Genomic DNA, 20,523 nt, shown 5'->3' with positions numbered 1-20,523 from the left:
CGGGGGCAATGTCAGAGCTGACCCTCACGGTCATGCGGCTGGGTTTCCTGGCCGTACTGTGGCTGTTCGTGATCGTGGCCGTGCAGGTCATCCGCAGCGACCTGTTCGGTACGCGTGTCACGCAGCGCGGATCGCGCCGCGAGGCCGGCCGGCAGCAGCAGGCCGCCGCCCGCCAGGCGCCACCGCAGCAGCGCCAGCAGTCCGCCGGCGGCCGACGCGGCCGCAACGCCCCCACCAAGCTGGTCGTGACCGAGGGCACCCTCACCGGCACGACGGTCGCCCTCCAGGGCCAGACCATCAGCCTGGGCCGGGCGCACGACTCGACGATCGTGCTCGACGACGACTACGCGTCCAGCCGTCATGCCAGGATCTACCCGGACCGCGACGGCCAGTGGATCGTCGAGGACCTCGGCTCCACCAACGGCACGTACCTGGACCGGAACCGGCTGACGACTCCCACACCGATTGCGCTGGGCGCGCCGATCCGCATCGGCAAGACCGTCATCGAGCTGCGGAAGTAGTGCTACACCAATGAATGAGCGCGAGCGGAGCGAGCACGCGGTGGCGGGCCTCCCGGGCCCCCGCGCGCTCCCGACCGGAGGGTGGGCAGTGTGGCTCGACACGACCGGCTGTACCCGGAGCCGACAGGCGAGGTGCGCATGAGTCTGTCACTGCGCTTCGCCGCCGGATCGCACAAGGGGATGATCCGGGAGGGCAACGAGGACTCCGGTTACGCCGGCCCGCGCCTGCTCGCCATCGCCGACGGCATGGGCGGCGCCGCGGCCGGTGAGGTCGCCTCCTCCGAGGCGATCTCCACCATCGTCGCGCTCGACGACGACGTCCCCGGCTCCGACGTCCTCACCTCCCTCGGCACGGCCGTCCAGCGCGCCAACGACCAGCTGCGCTCCATGGTCGAGGAGGACCCCCAGCTGGAGGGCATGGGGACCACCCTGACCGCCCTGCTCTGGACGGGCCAGCGCCTCGGCCTCGTACACGTCGGCGACTCCCGCGCCTACCTCCTCCGCGACGGCGTCCTGACGCAGATCACCCAGGACCACACCTGGGTGCAGCGCCTGGTCGACGAGGGCCGCATCACCGAGGAAGAGGCCACGACCCACCCGCAGCGCTCGCTGCTGATGCGCGCGCTCGGTTCCGGCGACCACGTCGAGCCGGACCTGTCGATCCGCGAGGTCCGCGCCGGCGACCGCTACCTGATCTGCTCCGACGGCCTGTCCGGCGTGGTGTCCCACCAGACCCTGGAGGACACCCTCGCCAGCTACCAGGGCCCCCAGGACACCGTCCAGAACCTGATCGAGCTGGCGCTGCGCGGCGGCGGCCCGGACAACATCACGGTGATCGTCGCCGACGTCCTCGACCTGGACACCGGCGACACCCTCGCGGGGCAGCTCTCCGACACCCCGGTCGTGGTCGGCGCCGTCGCCGAGAACCAGCACCAGCTGCACGACAACGGCATCATGCAGACCCCCGCCGGCCGCGCCTCCGGCCTCGGCCGCCAGGGGCACGGGCACGGCGGCGGAGGCGAGTTCGGCCCGCCCGGCTCCGGCGACACCACCGGCTACATCCCGGCGACCGGCCTGGACTACGGCGACGACGACTTCGTCAAGCCGCGCCGCAAGGGCCGCTGGCTGAAGAGATCCTTCTACGGCGCCCTCGCGCTGGCCGTCATCGGCGGCGGACTGTACGGCGGCTGGCGCTGGACGCAGACGCAGTACTACGTCGGCGCCGAGGACGAGCACGTCGCGCTGTACCGGGGCATCAGCCAGGACCTGGCCTGGGTGTCGCTGTCGGAGATCGAGAAGGACCACCCCGAGATCGAACTCAAGTACCTGCCGCCCTACCAGCAGAAGCTGGTCAAGGCGACCATCGCCGAGGGCGGCCTGAAGAACGCCCAGTCGAAGATCCAGGAACTGTCGGTACAGGCCTCCGCGTGCGAGAAGGAAGCGCAGCGACGCGACGCCGAGAGCCGGACCAACTCCAAGACCGGCGAAGGCGAGGCCGGGGGCACCACGGGAACCACTCCCGCCTCCTTCACGTCCAAGGCCACACCGACGCCGAACCCGTCGAACCCGTCGGGCTCGCCGTCGGCGCCTGAGAAGTCCACGCCCCCGTCCACGACCGCACCTACTCCCAGCCCCGGCCCCAGCCTCTCGGAGGAAGAGCAGAAGGTCGTCTCGCTGTGCGGTAAGCAGTAGGCAAGCCGTGAGAGGCCCTGTCACACGATGAGCAGTACGAATACGTCGAACTCGCCGACGCACCACACGTCCACGATCGGCGCGATCGGTGCGCCGAGCCGGCGCAACACCGAGCTCGCGCTGCTGGTGTTCGCTGTCGTCATCCCGGTGTTCGCCTATGCCAATGTCGGGCTGGCCATCAATGACGAGGTGCCAGCCGGCCTGCTGAGCTACGGCCTGGGACTCGGTCTGCTGGCCGGTGTGGGCCATCTCGTCGTACGGAAGTTCGCGCCGTACGCGGACCCGCTGATGCTGCCTCTGGCCACGCTGCTGAACGGCATCGGGCTGGTCGTCATCTGGCGGCTGGACCAGTCGAAGCGGCTGCAGGCGTCCAACACGTTCGTCGAGGCGGCGCCTCGCCAGCTGATGTACTCCGCGCTCGGTGTCGCCCTGTTCGTATCGGTGATCATCTTCCTCAAGGACCACCGCGTCCTGCAGCGCTACACCTACATCTCCATGGCCGGTGCGCTGCTGCTGCTGGTCCTTCCGCTGGTTCCGGGACTCGGCAAGAACGTCTTCGGCGCGCGGATCTGGATCCAGATCCCCGGTCTGGGCACCATCCAGCCCGGTGAGTTCGCCAAGATCGTCCTCGCGGTGTTCTTCGCGGGCTACCTCATGGTGAAGCGCGACGCGCTGGCACTGGCCAGCCGGCGCTTCATGGGCCTGTACCTGCCGCGCGGCCGCGACCTGGGTCCGATCCTGGTCGTCTGGGCGATGTCCATCCTGATCCTGGTCTTCGAGACCGACCTGGGTACCTCGCTGCTGTTCTTCGGCATGTTCGTGATCATGCTGTACGTCGCAACCGAGCGGACCAGTTGGATCGTGTTCGGTCTGCTGATGTCCGCGGTCGGCGCCGTCAGCGTCGCGTCCTTCGAACCGCACGTTCAGCAGCGCGTCCAGGCCTGGCTCGACCCGATGAACGAGTTCAAGCTGAGCCGCGAGGGCGTCCTGGGTCATACCGAGCAGTCGATGCAGGCTCTGTGGGCCTTCGGCTCCGGCGGCACCCTCGGCACCGGGCTCGGCCAGGGCAACTCCGACCTCATCGGCTTCGCCGCCAACTCCGACTTCATCCTCGCCACCTTCGGCGAGGAGCTGGGCCTGGCCGGGCTCATGGGAATCCTGCTGCTGTACGCACTGATCGTGGAGCGTGGGGTGCGCACCGCCCTCGCTGCCCGCGACCCGTTCGGCAAGCTGCTGGCCATCGGCCTGTCCGGCGCCTTCGCACTTCAGGTGTTCGTCGTGGCCGGCGGTGTGATGGGGCTCATCCCGCTGACTGGTATGACGATGCCGTTCCTGGCGTACGGCGGTTCCTCCGTCATCGCCAACTGGGCGCTGATCGGCATCCTGCTCCGGATCAGCGACACCGCCCGCCGCCCGGCACCCGCTCCCGCCGGCAATCCCGACGCCGAGATGACCCAGGTGGTCCGCCCGTCATGAACAAGCCCCTGCGCCGGATCGCGATCTTCTGTGGTCTGCTGGTCCTCACGCTCCTCATCCGTGACAACTGGATTCAGTACGTCCAGGCCGACGAGCTCAGGACCGACAAGAACAACCGCCGGGTCATCATCGAGCGCTACGCCTCGCCGCGCGGCGACATCATCGTCGACGGCCAGCCGATCACCGGCTCCAAGGAAACCTCGGGCAGCGACTTCAAGTTCAAGCGCACCTACAAGGACGGCGCGATGTGGGCGCCGGTCACCGGCTACGCCTCGCAGGCCTTCGGTGCCACGCAGCTGGAGAACCTCGAGGACGGCATCCTCACCGGCAACGACGACCGGCTGTTCTTCCGCAACACCCTCGACATGCTCACGGGCAAGAAGCAAGAGGGCGGCAACGTCGTCACCACGCTGAACGGTGCCGCGCAGAAGGCCGCGTACAACGGTCTGAAGAAGCAGGGCGCCAAGGGAGCGGTGGTGGCTCTCGAGCCGTCCACCGGCAAGATCCTGGCCCTGTCCTCCTACCCGTCGTACGACCCGTCGACCTTCGCCGGGAACTCCACGACCACGGACACCAAGGCCTGGCAGAAGCTGGAGAAGAAGAACAACCCCGACGACCCGACGCTCAACCGGGCGCTGCGCGAGACCTACCCGCCGGGTTCCACCTTCAAGGTGCTCACCGCGGCCGCCGCGCTGGAGGACGGGCTGTACTCGGAGGCGGACCAGAAGACGGAGACGCCGCTGCCGTGGACCATGCCGGGGACCACGACCCCGCTGAAGAACGAGGGGAACATCCCCTGCAAGAACGCGACCCTGCGGGTGGCGCTCCAGTACTCCTGCAACACCGTCTTCGGCAAGATCGGCTCCGACCTCGGCAACGAGAAGATGCTGGCGATGGCCAAGAAGTTCGGCTTCACCGAGGAGCAGTTCACCCCGGTCCGCGCCAACGCCTCGGTCTTCGGCGACGACATGAACCCGTCGGAGACCGCGCTGTCGTCGATCGGCCAGTTCAACACCGCCTCGACCCCGCTGCAGATGGCCATGGTCGCCTCGGCCGTCGCCAACGACGGCAAGCTGATGAAGCCGTACATGGTCGACGAGTTGCAGTCGCCCGGCCTCGACCCGGTCGAGAAGACCGAGCCGGAAGAGCTGAGCGAGCCGATGTCCGCGGAGAACGCCCAGATCCTCCAGTCGATGATGGAGACGGTCGTCGACAAGGGCACCGGCGCGAACGCCAAGATCCCGAACGTCAAGGTCGGCGGCAAGACCGGTACCGCCCAGCACGGTGTCGACAACAGCGAGAACCCCTACGCGTGGTTCATCTCCTACGCCAAGGACAGCGACGGCGGCGCACCGGTGGCCGTGGCGGTCGTGATCGAGGACGACAACGCCGTCCGTGACGACATCTCCGGCGGCGGCCTCGCGGCGCCGATCGCGAGGAACGTGATGGAGGCGGTCATCAACAGCAAGAAGTGACCCCGCTCACGTCTGCTTCACATCGGTGCACGTTGCGATACCGGTCCTGTATCGGCTGACGGGCTTGGCCAGGTCACACAAAGCGAGCCGGGTACGGTAGGCCCGGACGGCAGCCTCCGACCGTACAAGCGTGCCGGTCGGGACCGACGGAGAGGGCTGGTAGGTAGCTATGGAAGAGCCGCGTCGCCTCGGCGGCCGGTACGAACTGGGCCAGGTGCTCGGGCGTGGTGGCATGGCGGAGGTCTACCTCGCGCATGACACCCGCCTCGGCCGCACCGTGGCGGTGAAGACGCTGCGCGCGGATCTCGCGCGTGACCCTTCCTTCCAGGCCCGGTTCCGCCGGGAGGCCCAGTCGGCCGCCTCGCTCAACCATCCCGCGATCGTCGCGGTCTACGACACGGGCGAGGACTACATCGACAACGTGTCGATCCCGTACATCGTCATGGAGTACGTGGACGGCTCGACGCTCCGTGAGCTTCTGCACTCCGGCCGAAAGCTGCTGCCGGAGCGGACGCTGGAGATGACCATCGGCATCCTCCAGGCCCTGGAGTACTCGCACAGAGCCGGCATCGTCCACCGCGACATCAAGCCGGCCAACGTCATGCTGACGCGCAACGGCCAGGTCAAGGTCATGGACTTCGGCATCGCCCGCGCCATGGGCGACTCCGGCATGACGATGACCCAGACCTCGGCCGTCATCGGCACCGCCCAGTACCTCTCTCCGGAGCAGGCGAAGGGCGAGCAGGTCGACGCGCGGTCGGACCTCTACTCGACCGGCTGTCTGCTCTACGAGCTCCTGACGGTCCGTCCGCCGTTCGTGGGCGACTCCCCGGTCGCCGTCGCGTACCAGCACGTCCGGGAAGAGCCTCAGTCCCCGTCGGTCTTCGACCCCGAGATCACGCCCGAGATGGACGCGATCGTGCTGAAGGCCCTCGTCAAGGACCCCGACTACCGGTACCAGTCGGCCGACGAGATGCGCGCCGACATCGAGGCCTGCCTCGACGGCCAGCCGGTCGCGGCCACGGCCGCGATGGGCTCGGTGGGCTACGGCGGCTACCCCGACGACCAGCCGACGACGGCCCTGCGCGCGGAATCGGGCGCGGGCGCCACGTCCATGATGCCCCCCGTGGGCCCGGACGACGGCTACGGCTACGACGACCGCCCCGACCGGCGCCGCGGGCAGCAGCGCAAGTCCAACACCTCCACGATCCTGCTGGTGGCGGCGGGCATCCTGGTGCTGGTGGGCGCGATCCTGATCGGGCGGTGGGCGTTCAGTGGCGACGGGGTCGGCAACGAAGCGGTCGACACCCCGAACTTCGTCGGCGAAACGGTGGACGACGCCAGGAGACTGGCGAAGAACAGCGACCTCAAGCTGACCACCACCAACAAGCCCTGCGAGAACCAGAGCAAGGGCAAGGTGTGCGACCAGGACCCGACGGCCGGGACGAGTGTCAAGAAGAACGACACCATCACCCTGACCGTGTCGACCGGGGCGCCGAAGGTGGCCGTGCCGAGTGTCGTCGGCAAGATCATCGACGACGCCAGGGCGGTGCTGGAGGACGACAAGTACCAGTTCAAGGTCGAGACGAAGCCGCAGGAGTCCCCTGAGGACCCCGGCACCGTCCTCGAACAGAGCCCGGATCTGGGCAAGGAGGTGGAGAAGGGATCCACGATCACCCTCACCATCGCCAAGGCGGAGGAGAAGTCCACCGTCCCGGACGTCCTCGGCCAGAGCTGTGACCAGGCCAAGGCGCAGATGACCGCCAACAACCTGGTGGGCAACTGCACCGAGGTGGACACCCAGGACGACAACCAGGTCGGCAAGGTCATCCAGACCACGCCGCAGTCCGGCTCCTCCGTCGACAAGAACTCGTCGGTCAACATCCAGATCGGCAAGAAGAAACAGCAGAAGGCGCGTGTGCCTCAGGTCGTCGGCCAGACGGTCGGCCAGGCCAAGCAGGCCCTGGCGGCGGCCGGCTTCACGAACATCCAGTTCGCGGGCGGCAGCGACCAGAGCGACACCGCCATCGTCGCGGGCCAGGACCCCCAGGGCAACCAGGAGGTCGACGACCCCGCGGGCACGACGATCACTCTGCAGACCGTCGGCGTCGGAGGCGGCAACAACAACGGCGGCAACGGCAACGGCAACGGCGGCATCTTCGGCGGCCTGAACGGCCGCAGCGAGGACGACTGACCGCTCCCCGTACGGCAGGCGCCCCAGCACCCCCGGTGCTGGGGCGCCTTCGTGTCTGCTGGGCTGTGATCACGCCATGATCGCGGCTCGAACCACCCGGGCGGCAGGGGCGCTCTCGGTCATGATGGGGACTGCCTGACCGTCTACGACGACGACTACGACTACGACTACGAGACCATCGCCCAGCTGAAGACGGAGCAGCCCTGCCCTGACGCACGAGTACCAGTGCTTCGGGAGCAAGGTGCCCGAGAACATCAAGGTCGGCGTGCGCGTCTCCCTCATCAAGAGCGGCGACAAGTTCAGCGGCTTCAAGTACAACCTCACCACCTGAGCCACGGTGGAATGACGAGTAGATGAAGGGGGCTCGCGCGCAGGTCATGCGGGCGAGCCCCCTTCGGCTTTGTCCTGCACTGCCGCGCGGCGCGCGAAGGAGCGGGCCTTGCCGAGCCGCTCGGAGTCGAACGCGTCCGTCGCCCCCCCACTCCCTTCAGCCGCGAATGCCCCGGACCACGACGAGTTCGTTCGGGCACCACCAGGAGCCGACGGCTGCCCGTCATACGGACACCGACGAGGGCGCGCACATCGGTCACCTCCTCCCCGTAGCGCACACCCCCGTCGTCGAGCGCGGCAGTGAGAGTCGTGAGCGGCGTCGGCCGTGCGATCACGTGCACCGTGTCGCCGGTGCGACGGCGCAGGCCCGCGAAGTCCACGTCCCCGATGAGGCGGCCGTCGGCCCGCAGAAAGCTGCCCCGGTCCACCGGCCGGGCCTGCCGACAGGCGGCCTGTACCCGGCTACGCGGGAGCACGCTCGTACACCTCGACGTCCCAGCCGCTTGCCCGGAGGTGAACGGCCGCGGCGAGACCACCTATGCCGACGACATCCGCCTGGTACCGGGCGCGCTGCTTCGGCGTTAGGGCGTTTCGAGTTTGCCTCGCAGACTCGTACGCCCATCGATCGTGTCTTCACATTTCATGACTCGTTCACCGGGTGGGGTGGGGAATCAGAAGTCCACCCCGGCCATCCGAGCCGAAGGACAAGACGTGATCAACGAAACCGCACTGCTGGAATCGCCCACTCTGCGCTGCAGCGTGCTCGACCGCACGGACGTACTCGACAGAGTCAGGACACTGACGCTGCTGCCGGACGGGATGCATGTGACGACGGCGATGGTGGCGTCGTACTTCGAGGTCGGTCTCGAAGCCATCAAGTCACTCGTCAAGGACCACCGAACCGAGCTGGAGGCCAACGGCTACGGTCTGCTGACCGGCGAAGAACTGAGGTCCTTCAAGAACCTCAGTGGAATCCAGTCCCGCACCCGATCCCTCGCCCTCTTCTCCCGACGCGCCGTCCTCAACGTCGCCATGCTGCTCCGTGACAGCGAAGTCGCACGTCAAGTGCGTGTCTATCTCCTCGACATGGAGTACCAGGCACGCACACAGCCTGTGGATAACCCTGTCCCGGCCGACGTCGTATCCCTCGACGACCGGATCGACCAGCGCATCACCCACATCCTGGGCAAGACCGTCGTCCCCATGTTCAACGCCCTGATCGAGACGTCGGGCGAGCACCAGCGAGAGCTCATCGCCCTACGGGCAGGCGTCCAGCGCATCGAAAAGCGGCTCCGACAGCACAACGCCCGGCTGCAGCGACTGGAAGGCCCACGCGAGGACCGTCCCCTCGCCGGAGTCATGGCCTCCATGGACGCCATGAACGGGCGCGAGTTCGAAGAACGCGTCGCCGAGCTGCTGCGCCGCGACGGCTGCACCAACGTCGTCGTCCAAGGCGGCGGAAGAGACCGAGGCATCGACATCACCGCACTCACGGCCGACGGGCGACGCATCGTCGTCCAGTGCAAGAGGTTCGCGCCGCACCTCTCCATCACCAGCCCCGACGTCCAGAAGTTCGCCGGAGCCGCCAAGGTCCTGCACCAGTCCGAGGTGGCCCTGTTCGTGGCGACCTGCCCCTTCACCCGCGACGCCCTGAACATCGCAGCCGAGAGCGGTATCACCGCCGTACACCGCGGGCTGTTGGAGGAGTGGACCGCCGGGGCGCCACTGACCGTCCTGGAGTGACAACCGGACCACGGCAAAAGGCCCGAAGCCGCAAAAGAAGGTTGCGGCTTCGGGCCTCCGTCATGCTAGCGGCCGTCCTCCCACACGGAGGACGATCAGCTCAGCTCCTCCGGCGGAGTCCGCTCGCTGTCCACCTTCTCCACCCGCTCCAGCTCCCCCCACACGACGTAGCGATACGTGCTCGTGTACACCGGCGTGCAGGTCGTCAGAGTGATGTAGTGGCCCGGCTTCTTCTTCCCCGACTCCTTCGGGACCTTGGACAGGACCTTGACGTTGTACTTCGACGTCTCGGGAAGGATGTCGTAGACCTTGTAGACGTACCACTTGTCCTTCGTCTCGAAGACGATCGGGTCGCCCTTCTTGATCTTGTCGATGTTGTGGAACCGGGCGCCGTGGCCGTCGCGATGGGCCGCGAGGGAGAAGTTGCCGTTCTTGCCCGACATCGGCAGGGCCGACTTGACCGGGTCGGTGTAGTAGCCGGCGACACCGTCGTTGAGGATCTTGTTCGACGTGCCCTTCTCGACCAGGACCTCGCCGTTCTTCATCGCGGGCACATGCAGGAAGCCGATGCCGTTCTTGGTGTCCAGCACACCGGGACCGCCCCGCCCGTGCGCCCAGTCGTCACGGACCCTGTCGGCCTGCTTGCCGGCCGCACGGTCGGCGACGACGTTCGTCCACCACAGCGAGTAGACGACGAACAGCCCGAGGACCAGGCCCGCGGTGATGAGGAGTTCCCCGAAGACACCGACCGCTATGGCGATCGGGCCGGGCCGGCGGCGCGGAGCCGCCTGCCGTGACGCGGGCGCGCCGATGTGCTCTTCGTGGTCCGTGTCGGTGGTCGCTGCCACTGGTCATCTGCCCTTAACTGACGAGCGCATCCGGCTTGCCCTTGCTGCGCGGCCGTTCCTCGACCATCTTGCCCCAGACGATCATCCGGTACTTGCTGGTGAACTCCGGCGTGCACGTGGTCAGCGTGATGTAACGGCCGGGCTCGGTGAACCCCGACCCGGTGGGGACGGGCTTCAGGACGCTCGTGTTGCTCGGCGGGGTCACCGGCAGGATCGACGCCATCTTGTAGACGAAGTACTCGTCCTGCGTCTCCACCACGATCGGATCACCCGGCGTGAGCCTGTTGATGTACCGGAACGGTTCTCCATGGGTGTTGCGGTGCCCCGCCAGCCCGAAGTTGCCGCTCTTGTCGCCCGGCATCGCGGTCTTCAGCGCACCGTCCGCGTAGTGCCCGACCATGCCCCGGTCCAGGACGCCCTTGTTGCTCGTGCCCTCCGCGATCGGCACGACCACGTCCAGCTTCGGGATGTGCAGGATGGCGAAACCCTGCCCCGGCTCGAAGGCCCCCGGGTTGCGCTTGCCGTTCGCCCAGTCGTCCTGGAGGCTGCTCGCCTCCTTGCCGGCCTGCGCGTGCGCCCGCACGTTCGTCCACCACAGCTGGTAGGTGACGAACAGCAGCATCAGCACGCCGGTCGTGATGAACACCTCGCCGATCGCCCTGCTGGCGACGACCGCCGCGCCCGGCTTGCTCGCCTTCGCCTGCCGCCGCGCCTCCACCCGCGACAGCGGCGCCCGCCGACCCCCCTGACCGGACTCCTCCTGAGCCGGTCGGGCGTCCGGAGCGCCGCCATGGCGCCCGTGACGGCGTTTGGCGGCCTTTCTGCGGGCCGCCCGGCCACCGTGGGCCGGTCCGGCCTGCCGGGAGGCGGACGAGCCCGGAGAGCCCGCCACGGCGTCACCGTCCGCGGACGGCGGATCCGGTATCCGCAGCGCCACCGTCTCCTCGTCGACGGGAGGCAGGTACGGCTCCTCCGGGAGCGGCTCGTACGACGCCGCGTACGGATCCGGCTCCGGCTCCGACATGTACGGCTGCGACTGCGGATCCGGCTGACCGCTCAGCTGCGGGTTCGGCTGCGGGTTCGGCTGCGGGTTCGGCTGCGGGTTCGGTTGCGGGTTCGGCTGCGGACTCAGCATCGGATTCGGCTGCGGTTCCGGCTGCGGGGAAGCGCCGTACGCCCCAGCGCCCGACCAGTCCTCGAACGCACCCTGCGCCCCGTACGACTGCTGCCCGTACGAGGTGTCGGACTCGCGCTCGGGGCGCAGCGCCGTCACGCCGAGGCCCTGCCCACCACCGGGGCGAGCCCCGCCGACCTCGCCACCGCGCCCTGGTCGCCGCACTCCACCAGCCAGTTCGCCAGCATCCGGTGCCCGTGCTCGGTCAGCACCGACTCCGGGTGGAACTGCACACCCTCGACCGGCAGTTCCCGGTGCCTCAGGCCCATCACTATGCCGTCGTGCGTCCGGGCCGTGACCTCCAGCTCGACCGGCACCGTGGCGGGCTCGGCGGCCAGCGAGTGGTAGCGCGTCGCCGTGAAGGGCGAGGGCAGACCCGCGAAGACGCCCTTGCCCGCGTGCTCCACCGGCGAGGTCTTGCCGTGCAGCAGCTCGGGCGCACGGTCGACGACACCGCCGTACGCCACCTGCATCGACTGCATGCCCAGGCAGACGCCGAAGACCGGGACGCCCGTGGCGGCGCAGTGCCGGACCATGTCCACACAGACGCCCGCCTGCTCCGGAGTACCGGGCCCCGGGGAGAGCAGAACACCGTCGAAGCCGTCCTGGGCGTGCGCCGTCGACACCTCGTCGTTGCGCAGGACCTCACACTCGGCGCCCAGCTGGTACAGGTACTGGACCAGGTTGAAGACGAAGCTGTCGTAGTTGTCGACGACGAGAATGCGCGCGCTCACTGGTTGTCCACCGTCACATCGTTGAAGGGCAGCAGCGGTTCCGCCCACGGGAAGACGAACTGGAAGAGGACGTAGACCACGGCCACGACCAGGGCGAGTGAGATCAGCGCCTTCACCCACGTGTTCCCCGGCAGATGCCGCCAGACCCAGCCGTACATGCCGTCCCTTCCGTCGTACCACGGCACCAGACCCACGCCGTACAGCCACCAGACTAACGGCGCAACGCCTCAGGTTTCCCGGCCTCCACAGGCTGGGTGGAGTCCAGGTGCGCCCAGACGATCAGACGATGACTGTGACCCCATTCCGGTTCGCACGTGGTCAGCGTCAGATACCGGCCCGGCCCCGTGTACCCGGAAGTACGTGGAACAGGGTCGATCACCTCGATGTCCGAGGGCACTGTTTTGTACGGGCCTTTGTCGATCCGATACGTGAACCATGTCGTGCCGTCGGTCAGCACCACCGCATCGCCGCGCCGCAGCCTGGGAAAGTCCTTGAAGGGGTCCCCGTAGGTGCGGCGATGGCCGGCGACCGCGAAGTTCCCCTTCTGCCCCAGCTGGGCGGTGTCCGCGTAGTGCCCGAGGCCCTTCTTCAGCGTGCCGGTCGCGGTGCCCTCGAGCACCGGCTTGTTCCACGTGAAACCAAGACGCGGGATGTACATGATCGCGAAGGGCTTGGCCTTGACGTAGGGCGCGGGCCTCTGCGGGCTCGCAGGGGAGCCCCCGGCCGACGGACGAGGCTTCGACCACTCCCGCTGAAGCAGATCGATCTGGTCGTCCATGACATGGTCGGCCTTCACACCGGTCCAGAACAGCACATAGACGACGAACAGCACGATCACACTGCCGACGGTGATGCACAGTTCGCTGACGGTCCTGACGATCACGCGCACCGGCAGCTCCCCCGGCCTGGCTGCTACTCCACGGGCTTCGCGTAGTGCAGATCCACTGTGCCCGAGTAGCCGGGAAGAGTCACCGGGCCGTTCTCCTCAACTTTCCAGCCGAGCCCGTAGACGTTGACGTAGACCATGTAGTTCTGGATCGCCGGGGACGCCGCGAGCGACCTCTGCAGCTTGCCCGGGTCACCCACCGCCGTGATCTTGTACGGCGGCGAGTAGACGCGACCCTGGAGGATCAGGGTGTTGCCCACACAGCGCACCGCGCTGGTGGAGATCAGCCTCTGGTCCATGACCTTGATGCCCTTGGCCCCGCCCTGCCACAGCGCGTTCACCACGGCCTGGAGGTCCTGCTGATGGATCACCAGGAAGTCGGGCTGCGGCTCGGGATAGCCGGGCAGCTTGGCGGTGGCGTCCGGCGGGGCGTCATTGAGGGTGACCGTCAGCGAATCACCCTTGAGCTTCTGGGTGCCCGCACGCTGCTCCAGGGCGGCGAGCTTGTCGTCCTCCGCCTTGGTGCTGCCGTCGTCGCGCTCGGCGAGCGCCTCTATGTCCTGGCGCAGGGTTCCGTTGGTCTCGTCCAGCTCGCCGTTCTCACGGCTGCGCTCATGGATGAGGTCGGACAGCTTCAGCAGGGAGCTGTCCGTGCGGATATTGGTGCCCTTGGCCGTGTTGAAGCTGGTGAAGAAGATCAGACCCGCGAGAGCGAAGACGGCCGCCGTGAGGATTCGCACGGGCCGGAAGCGGCGCGCGCGCTCAGGGGTGGATCCCGTCCCGGGGGAGTCGGCAGAATTGCTCAACGTACCCTTATCTCCTTCGGCGCCACGGAAGCACTACGCTAACGGACGACCGGGGGAGCACTCAGAGTCCCCTTACGCTGCCCCGAGCCAGACCCAGATCCCTGCGCGGCCACGCAGCGCATCGACAGGAGAGACCCTCGTGCCGAAGTCACGTATCCGCAAGAAGGCCGACTACACGCCGCCGCCGGCGAAGCAGGCAACGGCCATCAAGCTGACCAACCGTTCCTGGGTCGCGCCCGTCATGCTGGCCATGTTCCTCATCGGCCTGGCCTGGATCGTCGTCTTCTACGTCACCGACGGCTCGCTGCCCATCGACTCGCTGGGCAACTGGAACATCGTGGTGGGCTTCGGCTTCATCGCGGCCGGATTCGGTGTCTCCACCCAGTGGAAGTAGCGGTCGCCGGACGGTGAACGCAGCTCTGCCCAGGGCTGTTCGCTGAGTTATCCACAGCAGTTATCCACAGGTGGAAAAGAAAGACGATCTGTGGATAACTAGTTGAGTGTTGACGCCGGTACGACGGAAGTACCGCAGCTCGAAAACCTGTTCGCCCCCTGCCTGACCTGCGGAGACGCAGGTCAGTGACAGGGGGCACATGTGTTCCCGCACCGTGTGCACAAGATTCGCCACCCGCTGTGGACAACATCACGCTCAGCTGAGCTGGGCCGTCCTCAGGAGGGTCAACAGGACGACCACGCCGAGGACCAGCGCACAGGTGCCGTACTGGACCAGTGCGCGGCGCGCGCGAGGGGCGTGGACCATGGCGTATCCGACGACGACACCGGCGACGAGGCCTCCGATGTGGGCCTGCCAGGAGATGTTGAAGCCCGGGCTGAAGGTGAAGATCAGGTTGATCACCAGCAGCGCGATGATCGGCCGCATGTCGTAGTCGAGCCGGCGCATCAGCACGGCCGTGGCGCCGAAGAGGCCGAAGATCGCGCCGGAGGCGCCCAGTGTGGCCGTGTCCGGGGAGGTCAGCAGATAGGCCAGGGCACTGCCCGCGAGGCCCGAGACGAGGTAGAGCGCGAGGTAGCGGACACGGCCGAGGGCTGCTTCGAGGGGGCCGCCGAGCCACCACAGGCTGAGCATGTTGAACGCGATGTGCCAGATCTCCTGGTGCGTGAACATCGAGGTCACCATGCGGTACCACTCGCCTCCCGCCACGCCCTGGGTGGGTGTGAAGGGCGCCGGCGGCCAGGCGCCGAGCAGGACGATGTCGGTGAGGATCGACTCGTGGACCTGGACGGCGATGAACACGGCCAGGTTGATACCGATGAGGATCTTGGTCAGCAGGCGGGGGTCGGAGGCGATCGCGCCGCCCGCGATGGTCCGGGGCATGGCGGCGGTGGGCGCGTGGCCTGTGCCGGAGCCGGTGCGGACGCACTCGGGGCACTGGAATCCGACGGAGGCGTTGACCATGCACTCGGGGCAGATCGGGCGCTCGCAGCGGGTGCAGCGGATGCCGGTCTCGCGGTCCGGGTGGCGGTAGCACATGGGGACGCTGTGGGCGTCCTGCGGGCTGCCCGCAGCCTGGTCGTCCATGAGATCCCCTATGTCGTGGAAGCCGTGGGTCCGTGGTGGTGGCCGTGGGTCGTGAAGGCCGTGGTGGGAAAAGCCCCGCCCCGCTCATCCTTACGGACGAGCGGGGCGATTGGTTCCCCTGTGGGGGCCTTCGTGCTCAGCGGGTCTCGATGACGACCGACTCGATGATCACGTCGTTCACCGGGCGGTCGGTGCGCGGGTTCGTCTGGATCGTGGCGATGGTGTCCACGACCTTCTGGCTCGCCGCGTCGGTGACCTCGCCGAAGATGGTGTGCTTGCGGTTCAGCCATGCCGTCGGGGAGACGGTGACGAAGAACTGCGAGCCGTTGGTGCCCGGGCCGGCGTTGGCCATCGCCAGCAGGTAGGGCTTGTCGAAGCGCAGGTCCGGGTGGAACTCGTCCTCGAACTGGTAGCCGGGACCGCCGGTGCCGTTGCCCAGCGGGTCACCGCCCTGGATCATGAAGCCACTGATCACCCGGTGGAAGACCGTACCGTCGTAGAGCCTGTCCGTGGACTTCTTCCCGGTCTCGGGGTGAGTCCACTCCCGCTCGCCCTGGGCGAGCTCGACGAAGTTCTTGACCGTCTTGGGGGCGTGGTTCGGCAGAAGCCGGACTTCGATGTCGCCGTGGTTGGTCTTCAGGGTGGCGTAGAGCTGCTCAGCCACGATCCTGCCTTCCGTTGTCTTTCCGTGACTCCCTGATCCTCGCATGGACGGCGCTCCACGTCGCCTGACCTCCGTTCGCCGGGGGGAAACAGGGCCGATCGGTTGCGGAAAACCGGTCGAGTAGGCCCGGGGCGGGCGCGCGTGGCGGCGATCCGTGGCATTGTCGACGACAAGCTCCCGTTGCCCCCGATTCATCCGCTATTGCACGTGATCGGCTTGCGGCCCGAGACGGCCCGGGGCCGTTTCCCGTGACCCGGATGCCCGTCCGCGCATGCCTGGCGGCGCACCCGGAGGCATGATCCGTAAAAGGGTGGAAAGTCGAAATACCGTACGCCACCGAGGAGGAGGAACCCGTGACCCGCATCGACAGCGTGCGCGCCGCGACCGGTTCGGCGAAGGACAGCGTGCTGCACGCCGCGGAAGTGGTGGCGCCCTACGCCGACACGGCCAAGGACAGGGCCACGCACTACGCACACGAGGCACGCGTACGGCTGGCGCCCAAGGTGACCCAGGCCGCCGGACAGGCACGTGTTCAGTACGGCGCTCATGTGCAGCCGTATCTGGAGCAGGCCCGTACGCATGTGCCGCCGAAGGTCGACCAGGCCGCCCACGAAGCCGCCGTCCGCACGCGCAAGGCCGCAAAGCAGGCGGCGGACTACTCCCGGCCGAGGCTTGAGCAGGCGATGGCCGCGGCCGGGCCCGTCACGACGGAGGCCGCGGCCCGGAGTGTGGCCGCGATGGCCGCGCTGCGCGGTCAGGTCTCATCGAAGGAGATCCAGAAGCTGGTGCGCAAGCAGGAGCGGCGGGCGAGGGCCGGCCGTGCCGTGAAGGCGCTGGCGATTCTGGGTGCTCTCGCCGGTGGTGCCTTCGCCGCCTGGAAGTGGTGGGACAAGCAGGCCAACCCGGACTGGCTGGTGGAGCCGCCCGCCGCGACGGAGGTTCCCGAGTCGGGCCGGCTGTCTTCCGTGGACGGCAGCGGCCAGTCGGTCCTGGACCCGGAGGTCCAGGCCAAGCAGGCCGAGGAAGAGGCCGCTCAGCGCGACGACCGTTCCTGACGGTCGCCGGGGCAACTGCACGGCGGGGCGGGAGACTCGGGGTCCGGCTTTGAGAGCCGGCCGTGAGGGTCTCCCGCCCCGCCGTGCTGTTTCACGTGAAACAAGCTCGAGCTCAGACCTTGCGTACCTTCCACACCACTTCCGCCGGCCACTTCTCCGCCCAGTTCCGGTCGAGTGCTTCCTTGAAGTAGGTGGCGCCGTCGGCCGGGGCGAGGGGTTCCACCAGGCGTTCGATGGTGAATCCGCAGTCCCGGAACAGGTCGATCCACTGGGCGTAGGTGGAGTGGAAGACGACGACGTCGCCCCCGTACTGCATCCGGGCGTCGCCGTAGGGGTTCGCGAGGCGCTCGCCGACCGTGCCGCTCTGGTTGTCGAAGCACATCTGCAGGAGCGGGGAGTAGGTGCACAGGCCGAGGATGCCGCCGGGGCGGAGCACGCGGTGGGCTTCCTGGAGCAGGCGCCCGGGTGGGGAGAAGTCGAACGCGCCGTGGTCGCAGAAGGCCGCGTCGAAGACTCCTGAGCGGAACGGCAGGCGCTCGGCGGCGGCTTGGACGAAGCCGGCGGCTCCTTCGCCGAGGGCGCGTGAGAGCTGGCCGGAGGAGAGTTCGACACCGTAGGCCCGGTATCCGGCGCGGGCGAAGCCGGTGGTGTCGTGGCCGATGCCGCAGCCGAGGTCGAGGATCCGGGAGCCGGCCGGGAGGTCGTCGGTGAAGATCTTGAGGTCGCTCTCGGGCAGGTGCCAGATGCCCCAGGAGGGGTGCCGGTCGGCGTCGAAGTGTTCGGGGTGGGCGTCGTGGTAGAGCTCGCTGTTGGAGTCCCAGTACTGCTCGTTGACCTTGAGGTAGTTGATCTTTGCCATGGCTTGTCCTCAGTCTGGCGGGGGTTCGCACACCGACAGGTCGGCCCAGCCGGACGGCGGGCTGACGTAGTTCTTCACGCGCAGCCGGGCGGCCGACCTGAGCCGTCCGAACAGGCAGACCTCACCGGTCGCGTTCAGCAGTTGTTCGGCCTGGGCGCAGTGGGCGAGCCGGTCCTGGAGGTCGTCCGCGGCGAGGGCCCGGTGCACGAGGTCCTTGAAGGCGGAGGTGGGTCCGCCGGGGAGCCGGTCCGCTGGGCGGCGGGTGAAGGGGAGCAGGAGGGCAGCCGGGTCGGGCCAGGGCGAGGCCATCAGCACGAGGCGGAAGTCTTCGCGGTGTGTGGTGTGGAGTTCGGTGAGATAGGCCCGGTAGTCGATGGCTTCGGGCCGGAGGATGAGTCCGGTGTTCTGGCCGAGCTGGTCGGCGAGGATGCGGGCCGTCTCCGGGTTCGGTGAGAAGTCCGGGAAGACCAGGCGGGCGGGGGTGCGCCCGGCCGCCGGGAACAGTTCGTGTGCGGGGTGGGCGGGTGCGGTGGGGCGGTGGGGTTCCCACAGGCCGGTGAAGGAGTCGAGCGGGCTGAGGGCGCCGTGGAGTCTGTGGGACAGGTCCTGCCGGTCGAGGGCGGCCGCTGCGGCTTGCTTCTGTTCTGCGGCCATGCTGTTCGGCGGGAGGAGGGCGACGGCGATGTCGAGGTCGTCGACCTGGAGGTCCGGGTAGTCGGCGCGGTGGGCCCATCGGGGCACGGGGAACGTGGTCGGGCAGGTGATGTCGACGGCTCTTCGGTCGTAGAGGTGCTGCCCGTGTTCGGCGCCGGTGGACAGGACGTAGGTGACATCGGGCCAGGGGCCGGTTGCCCGCAGGCGGATTTCACCGGGTGGGCCGTCGGCCGGGGTGTAGGCGCCGCTGGTGACGGCCGGGTCGCTGTGCCGGGGGCCGAAGACGGGGTTGGCGAGGAGTGCGGGCAGATCGCCGACGGGGTGGCGGGTGGTCAGCAGCAGCCGGTCGGGGTCGAGGGGCTGGAGCCGCTCGATGAGGGAGACGAGCCAGGCGAAGGGGCCGGCCTGCTTGGCGACGGCCGCGATGTGGCGGGCGATGTCGCGGGCGTGGATGGGCCGGCCGTCGGACCACCTCGCACCGGGCCGCAGGGCGAAGTCCCAGCGTTTGTCGTCCAGGCGGAGCGGGTGGTGCAGCAGGCCTGGCGTCAGGGTGCGGTCGGGGCCTTCCACGAAGAGCGGGCTGGTGAGTTGGCGCGTGATCGTCAGGCCGGTCCAGTCGTCGGCGGCGCCGTAGAGGCCCGACGGAATCAGGTCCGTTTCCACTCGGATCGGCTTGGACATGCCGCTTCCCCTTTGGCGCGATACTGCTGCGTTTTTGGCGCGAACCGTGCCGCTAGGGCGAGGTACAGCCACTCAAATCCTTGACCACGGCATGCCGAGCGACCGCTTATTGAGCCTGGGCGATGATATGACCGGTTTCGAAGTCAATGATTTTCCGCACGTCGTATTCGACGAGCTCGGTGATGCCCGCGAGGTGATGAATGATCGCAGCGGCCATCCAGGCACAGATGATGGTGTTGTTGGGGCCGAAGGAATAGCGCGTGCTCCGGAGATGACCGGCATCATTTTCCGACTCGGCGTCGGTGCGCTCCGGAAAGGAGAGCTGCTCGGGAGTCACGGTTGATTTCCCCGGGGCGAAGAGCGGTCCGTAGAAGCCCCGCTGCATGCCCACACCGCCGAATATGGACGGTATATTCCGGCTCCAGGCCGATGCGGCGACGGCATCGGAGATGCTGCCGATCGGCTGGTCGATGCAGACGGCGATGACATCGACGTCCGCGTGCGTTTCCAGGACTTCGCCGATTTCTGCGGCCGATCGTACGAACCGGTCGACGAGCGAGATGTCGGCGTCCGGCACCCGGTCTCTTACATAGGTGCGGGCCGCGTCCAGTTTGGGTTCTCCCACGGCTGCCACGGGGAAGGTGAACTGGCGGTTCAGGTTGTTCAGCTGCACCTTGTCGGCATCGACGAGGACGAAGCGCCTGACGCCGGCTCCGATGAGGTGCTGGAGGATCACGCTACCGGTGCCGCCGACACCCATGACCATGACCTTGGCGCCGCAGATGCGGCGTTGTGCCTCGTCAGGGCGGTGTGTGTGCAGGGCGAGATGCCCCCACTGCCGGGCGTGGACGCTGTCGTCGCCCGCGGGTCCCGAGGGTGACTCGATGAGAAGGCCGCGCTTCCATAAGCCTCCGACGAGGCCCGCGCATGCGGAGTCGCGGCGCGTCAGCGCTTCGAGGGCTTCACTGTCGCAGCCGCCTTCGAGAGCTTCCAGCAGCCGGCTGACCGTGCCCTTGCCGTTATCGAGGACGTATTTCTTCTTCTCGCCCTGGAATGTCACCGTGCCGTCGGCCGATTCCAGTTGCCAGGCCGGGTTCAGCCATACACGCATAGCGCGCGAACACATCCTCGAAGCAGGAAGCGGATACCACTCAGGGATGCATGGAGCGGGTGTGCGGCCCCGTTTTACCG

Annotated in this window: 19 protein-coding genes; 8 read left to right on the top strand and 11 right to left on the bottom strand. The window is 68.0% G+C overall.

Annotated features, from left to right (window positions below):
- Nucleotides 1-8 precede the first annotated feature (8 nt).
- From ACFT4A_RS36125 to ACFT4A_RS36100, 6 genes are all read left to right on the top strand, one after another.
- Entirely contained in the window at nt 9-521 is a 513-nt protein-coding gene (locus ACFT4A_RS36125) for an FHA domain-containing protein (protein ID WP_215120271.1), read from the top strand.
- A gap of 138 nt (nt 522-659) precedes the next feature.
- Nucleotides 660-2,213, top strand: coding sequence for a Stp1/IreP family PP2C-type Ser/Thr phosphatase (locus ACFT4A_RS36120; protein WP_382839120.1), 1,554 nt, complete (start codon nt 660-662; stop codon nt 2,211-2,213).
- 27 nt (nt 2,214-2,240) lie between these two features.
- Nucleotides 2,241-3,689: an FtsW/RodA/SpoVE family cell cycle protein gene (locus ACFT4A_RS36115; RefSeq protein WP_382839118.1), complete on the top strand. Its 1,449-nt coding sequence runs from the start codon at nt 2,241-2,243 to the stop codon at nt 3,687-3,689.
- The gene (locus ACFT4A_RS36110; RefSeq protein ID WP_382839115.1) at nt 3,686-5,164 is read left to right on the top strand and encodes a peptidoglycan D,D-transpeptidase FtsI family protein; all 1,479 of its coding nucleotides are present in this window, start codon (nt 3,686-3,688) and stop codon (nt 5,162-5,164) included. The genes ACFT4A_RS36115 and ACFT4A_RS36110 overlap by 4 nt, the downstream gene beginning before the upstream one ends.
- Before the next feature lie 169 nt (nt 5,165-5,333).
- The gene (pknB, locus tag ACFT4A_RS36105; protein WP_382839112.1) at nt 5,334-7,358 is read left to right on the top strand and encodes a Stk1 family PASTA domain-containing Ser/Thr kinase; all 2,025 of its coding nucleotides are present in this window, start codon (nt 5,334-5,336) and stop codon (nt 7,356-7,358) included.
- A 1,041-nt stretch (nt 7,359-8,399) separates the two neighbouring features.
- Nucleotides 8,400-9,431, top strand: coding sequence for a restriction endonuclease (locus tag ACFT4A_RS36100; RefSeq protein ID WP_382839109.1), 1,032 nt, complete (start codon nt 8,400-8,402; stop codon nt 9,429-9,431).
- A 95-nt stretch (nt 9,432-9,526) separates the two neighbouring features.
- Here ACFT4A_RS36100 and ACFT4A_RS36095 read toward each other — a convergent pair whose 3' ends face one another.
- The 6 genes from ACFT4A_RS36095 to ACFT4A_RS36070 are packed head-to-tail and all read right to left on the bottom strand — an operon-like array spanning nt 9,527 to nt 13,879.
- A complete protein-coding gene (locus ACFT4A_RS36095; protein WP_382839107.1) occupies nt 9,527-10,279 on the bottom strand; it encodes a class E sortase in 753 nt (250 codons plus the stop codon).
- Between the two features lie 13 nt (nt 10,280-10,292).
- Nucleotides 10,293-11,552, bottom strand: coding sequence for a class E sortase (locus tag ACFT4A_RS36090; RefSeq protein WP_382839104.1), 1,260 nt, complete (start codon nt 11,550-11,552; stop codon nt 10,293-10,295).
- Nucleotides 11,549-12,187: an aminodeoxychorismate/anthranilate synthase component II gene (locus ACFT4A_RS36085; protein WP_382839101.1), complete on the bottom strand. Its 639-nt coding sequence runs from the start codon at nt 12,185-12,187 to the stop codon at nt 11,549-11,551. Before ACFT4A_RS36085 ends, ACFT4A_RS36090 begins: the two co-directional genes overlap by 4 nt.
- On the bottom strand, nt 12,184-12,381 hold the full coding sequence (locus ACFT4A_RS36080; protein ID WP_189727378.1) for a hypothetical protein: 198 nt from the start codon (nt 12,379-12,381) through the stop codon (nt 12,184-12,186). The genes ACFT4A_RS36085 and ACFT4A_RS36080 overlap by 4 nt, the downstream gene beginning before the upstream one ends.
- 17 nt (nt 12,382-12,398) lie before the next feature.
- Nucleotides 12,399-13,076, bottom strand: coding sequence for a class E sortase (locus tag ACFT4A_RS36075; protein ID WP_382839098.1), 678 nt, complete (start codon nt 13,074-13,076; stop codon nt 12,399-12,401).
- A 23-nt stretch (nt 13,077-13,099) separates the two neighbouring features.
- A complete protein-coding gene (locus ACFT4A_RS36070) occupies nt 13,100-13,879 on the bottom strand; it encodes a DUF881 domain-containing protein (protein ID WP_382839095.1) in 780 nt (259 codons plus the stop codon).
- 139 nt (nt 13,880-14,018) lie between these two features.
- Between ACFT4A_RS36070 and crgA the strand changes: the two genes are divergently transcribed.
- Complete coding sequence (gene crgA, locus ACFT4A_RS36065; RefSeq protein ID WP_215120283.1) at nt 14,019-14,273, top strand: cell division protein CrgA; 255 nt, start codon at nt 14,019-14,021, stop codon at nt 14,271-14,273.
- 255 nt (nt 14,274-14,528) lie between these two features.
- Here the strand turns inward: crgA and ACFT4A_RS36060 are convergent, their stop codons facing one another.
- Nucleotides 14,529-15,419, bottom strand: coding sequence for a rhomboid family intramembrane serine protease (locus ACFT4A_RS36060; RefSeq protein ID WP_382839093.1), 891 nt, complete (start codon nt 15,417-15,419; stop codon nt 14,529-14,531).
- Nucleotides 15,420-15,555: 136 nt separating this feature from the next.
- On the bottom strand, nt 15,556-16,083 hold the full coding sequence (locus ACFT4A_RS36055; protein WP_382839091.1) for a peptidylprolyl isomerase: 528 nt from the start codon (nt 16,081-16,083) through the stop codon (nt 15,556-15,558).
- 353 nt (nt 16,084-16,436) lie between these two features.
- Between ACFT4A_RS36055 and ACFT4A_RS36050 the strand changes: the two genes are divergently transcribed.
- Entirely contained in the window at nt 16,437-17,138 is a 702-nt protein-coding gene (locus ACFT4A_RS36050) for a DUF5324 family protein (RefSeq protein WP_382839088.1), read from the top strand.
- Nucleotides 17,139-17,250: 112 nt separating this feature from the next.
- Here ACFT4A_RS36050 and ACFT4A_RS36045 read toward each other — a convergent pair whose 3' ends face one another.
- The 3 genes from ACFT4A_RS36045 to ACFT4A_RS36035 all read right to left on the bottom strand — a co-directional run bounded on the left by ACFT4A_RS36045 (nt 17,251) and on the right by ACFT4A_RS36035 (nt 20,443).
- Nucleotides 17,251-17,997 carry a class I SAM-dependent methyltransferase gene (locus tag ACFT4A_RS36045; RefSeq protein ID WP_382839085.1) on the bottom strand — a complete coding sequence of 249 codons (747 nt, stop codon included), beginning with the start codon at nt 17,995-17,997 and terminating at the stop codon, nt 17,251-17,253.
- 9 nt (nt 17,998-18,006) lie between these two features.
- On the bottom strand, nt 18,007-19,332 hold the full coding sequence (locus ACFT4A_RS36040) for an ABC transporter substrate-binding protein (RefSeq protein WP_382839082.1): 1,326 nt from the start codon (nt 19,330-19,332) through the stop codon (nt 18,007-18,009).
- Nucleotides 19,333-19,438: 106 nt separating this feature from the next.
- Nucleotides 19,439-20,443, bottom strand: a complete 1,005-nt coding sequence (locus tag ACFT4A_RS36035; protein ID WP_382839079.1) for a ThiF family adenylyltransferase — start codon at nt 20,441-20,443, stop codon at nt 19,439-19,441.
- Nucleotides 20,444-20,523 lie beyond the last annotated feature (80 nt).

The organism is Streptomyces sp. NPDC057099 (genome assembly GCF_042671245.1).
Taxonomy (GTDB): domain Bacteria; phylum Actinomycetota; class Actinomycetes; order Streptomycetales; family Streptomycetaceae; genus Streptomyces; species Streptomyces purpurascens.
Note: the sequence above shows the minus strand (reverse complement) of the source record. Positions and strands in the feature narration are given on the sequence as shown.

Coding starts and splice junctions, on each gene's coding strand:
- ACFT4A_RS36120 (WP_382839120.1), top strand. CDS start 660: ATGAGTCTGTCACTGCGCTTCGCCGCCGGATCGCACAAGGGGATGATC.
- ACFT4A_RS36110 (WP_382839115.1), top strand. CDS start 3,686: ATGAACAAGCCCCTGCGCCGGATCGCGATCTTCTGTGGTCTGCTGGTC.
- ACFT4A_RS36060 (WP_382839093.1), bottom strand. CDS start 15,419: ATGGACGACCAGGCTGCGGGCAGCCCGCAGGACGCCCACAGCGTCCCC.
- ACFT4A_RS36125 (WP_215120271.1), top strand. CDS start 9: ATGTCAGAGCTGACCCTCACGGTCATGCGGCTGGGTTTCCTGGCCGTA.
- ACFT4A_RS36045 (WP_382839085.1), bottom strand. CDS start 17,997: ATGGCAAAGATCAACTACCTCAAGGTCAACGAGCAGTACTGGGACTCC.
- pknB (WP_382839112.1), top strand. CDS start 5,334: ATGGAAGAGCCGCGTCGCCTCGGCGGCCGGTACGAACTGGGCCAGGTG.
- ACFT4A_RS36040 (WP_382839082.1), bottom strand. CDS start 19,332: ATGTCCAAGCCGATCCGAGTGGAAACGGACCTGATTCCGTCGGGCCTC.
- ACFT4A_RS36035 (WP_382839079.1), bottom strand. CDS start 20,443: ATGCGTGTATGGCTGAACCCGGCCTGGCAACTGGAATCGGCCGACGGC.
- ACFT4A_RS36115 (WP_382839118.1), top strand. CDS start 2,241: ATGAGCAGTACGAATACGTCGAACTCGCCGACGCACCACACGTCCACG.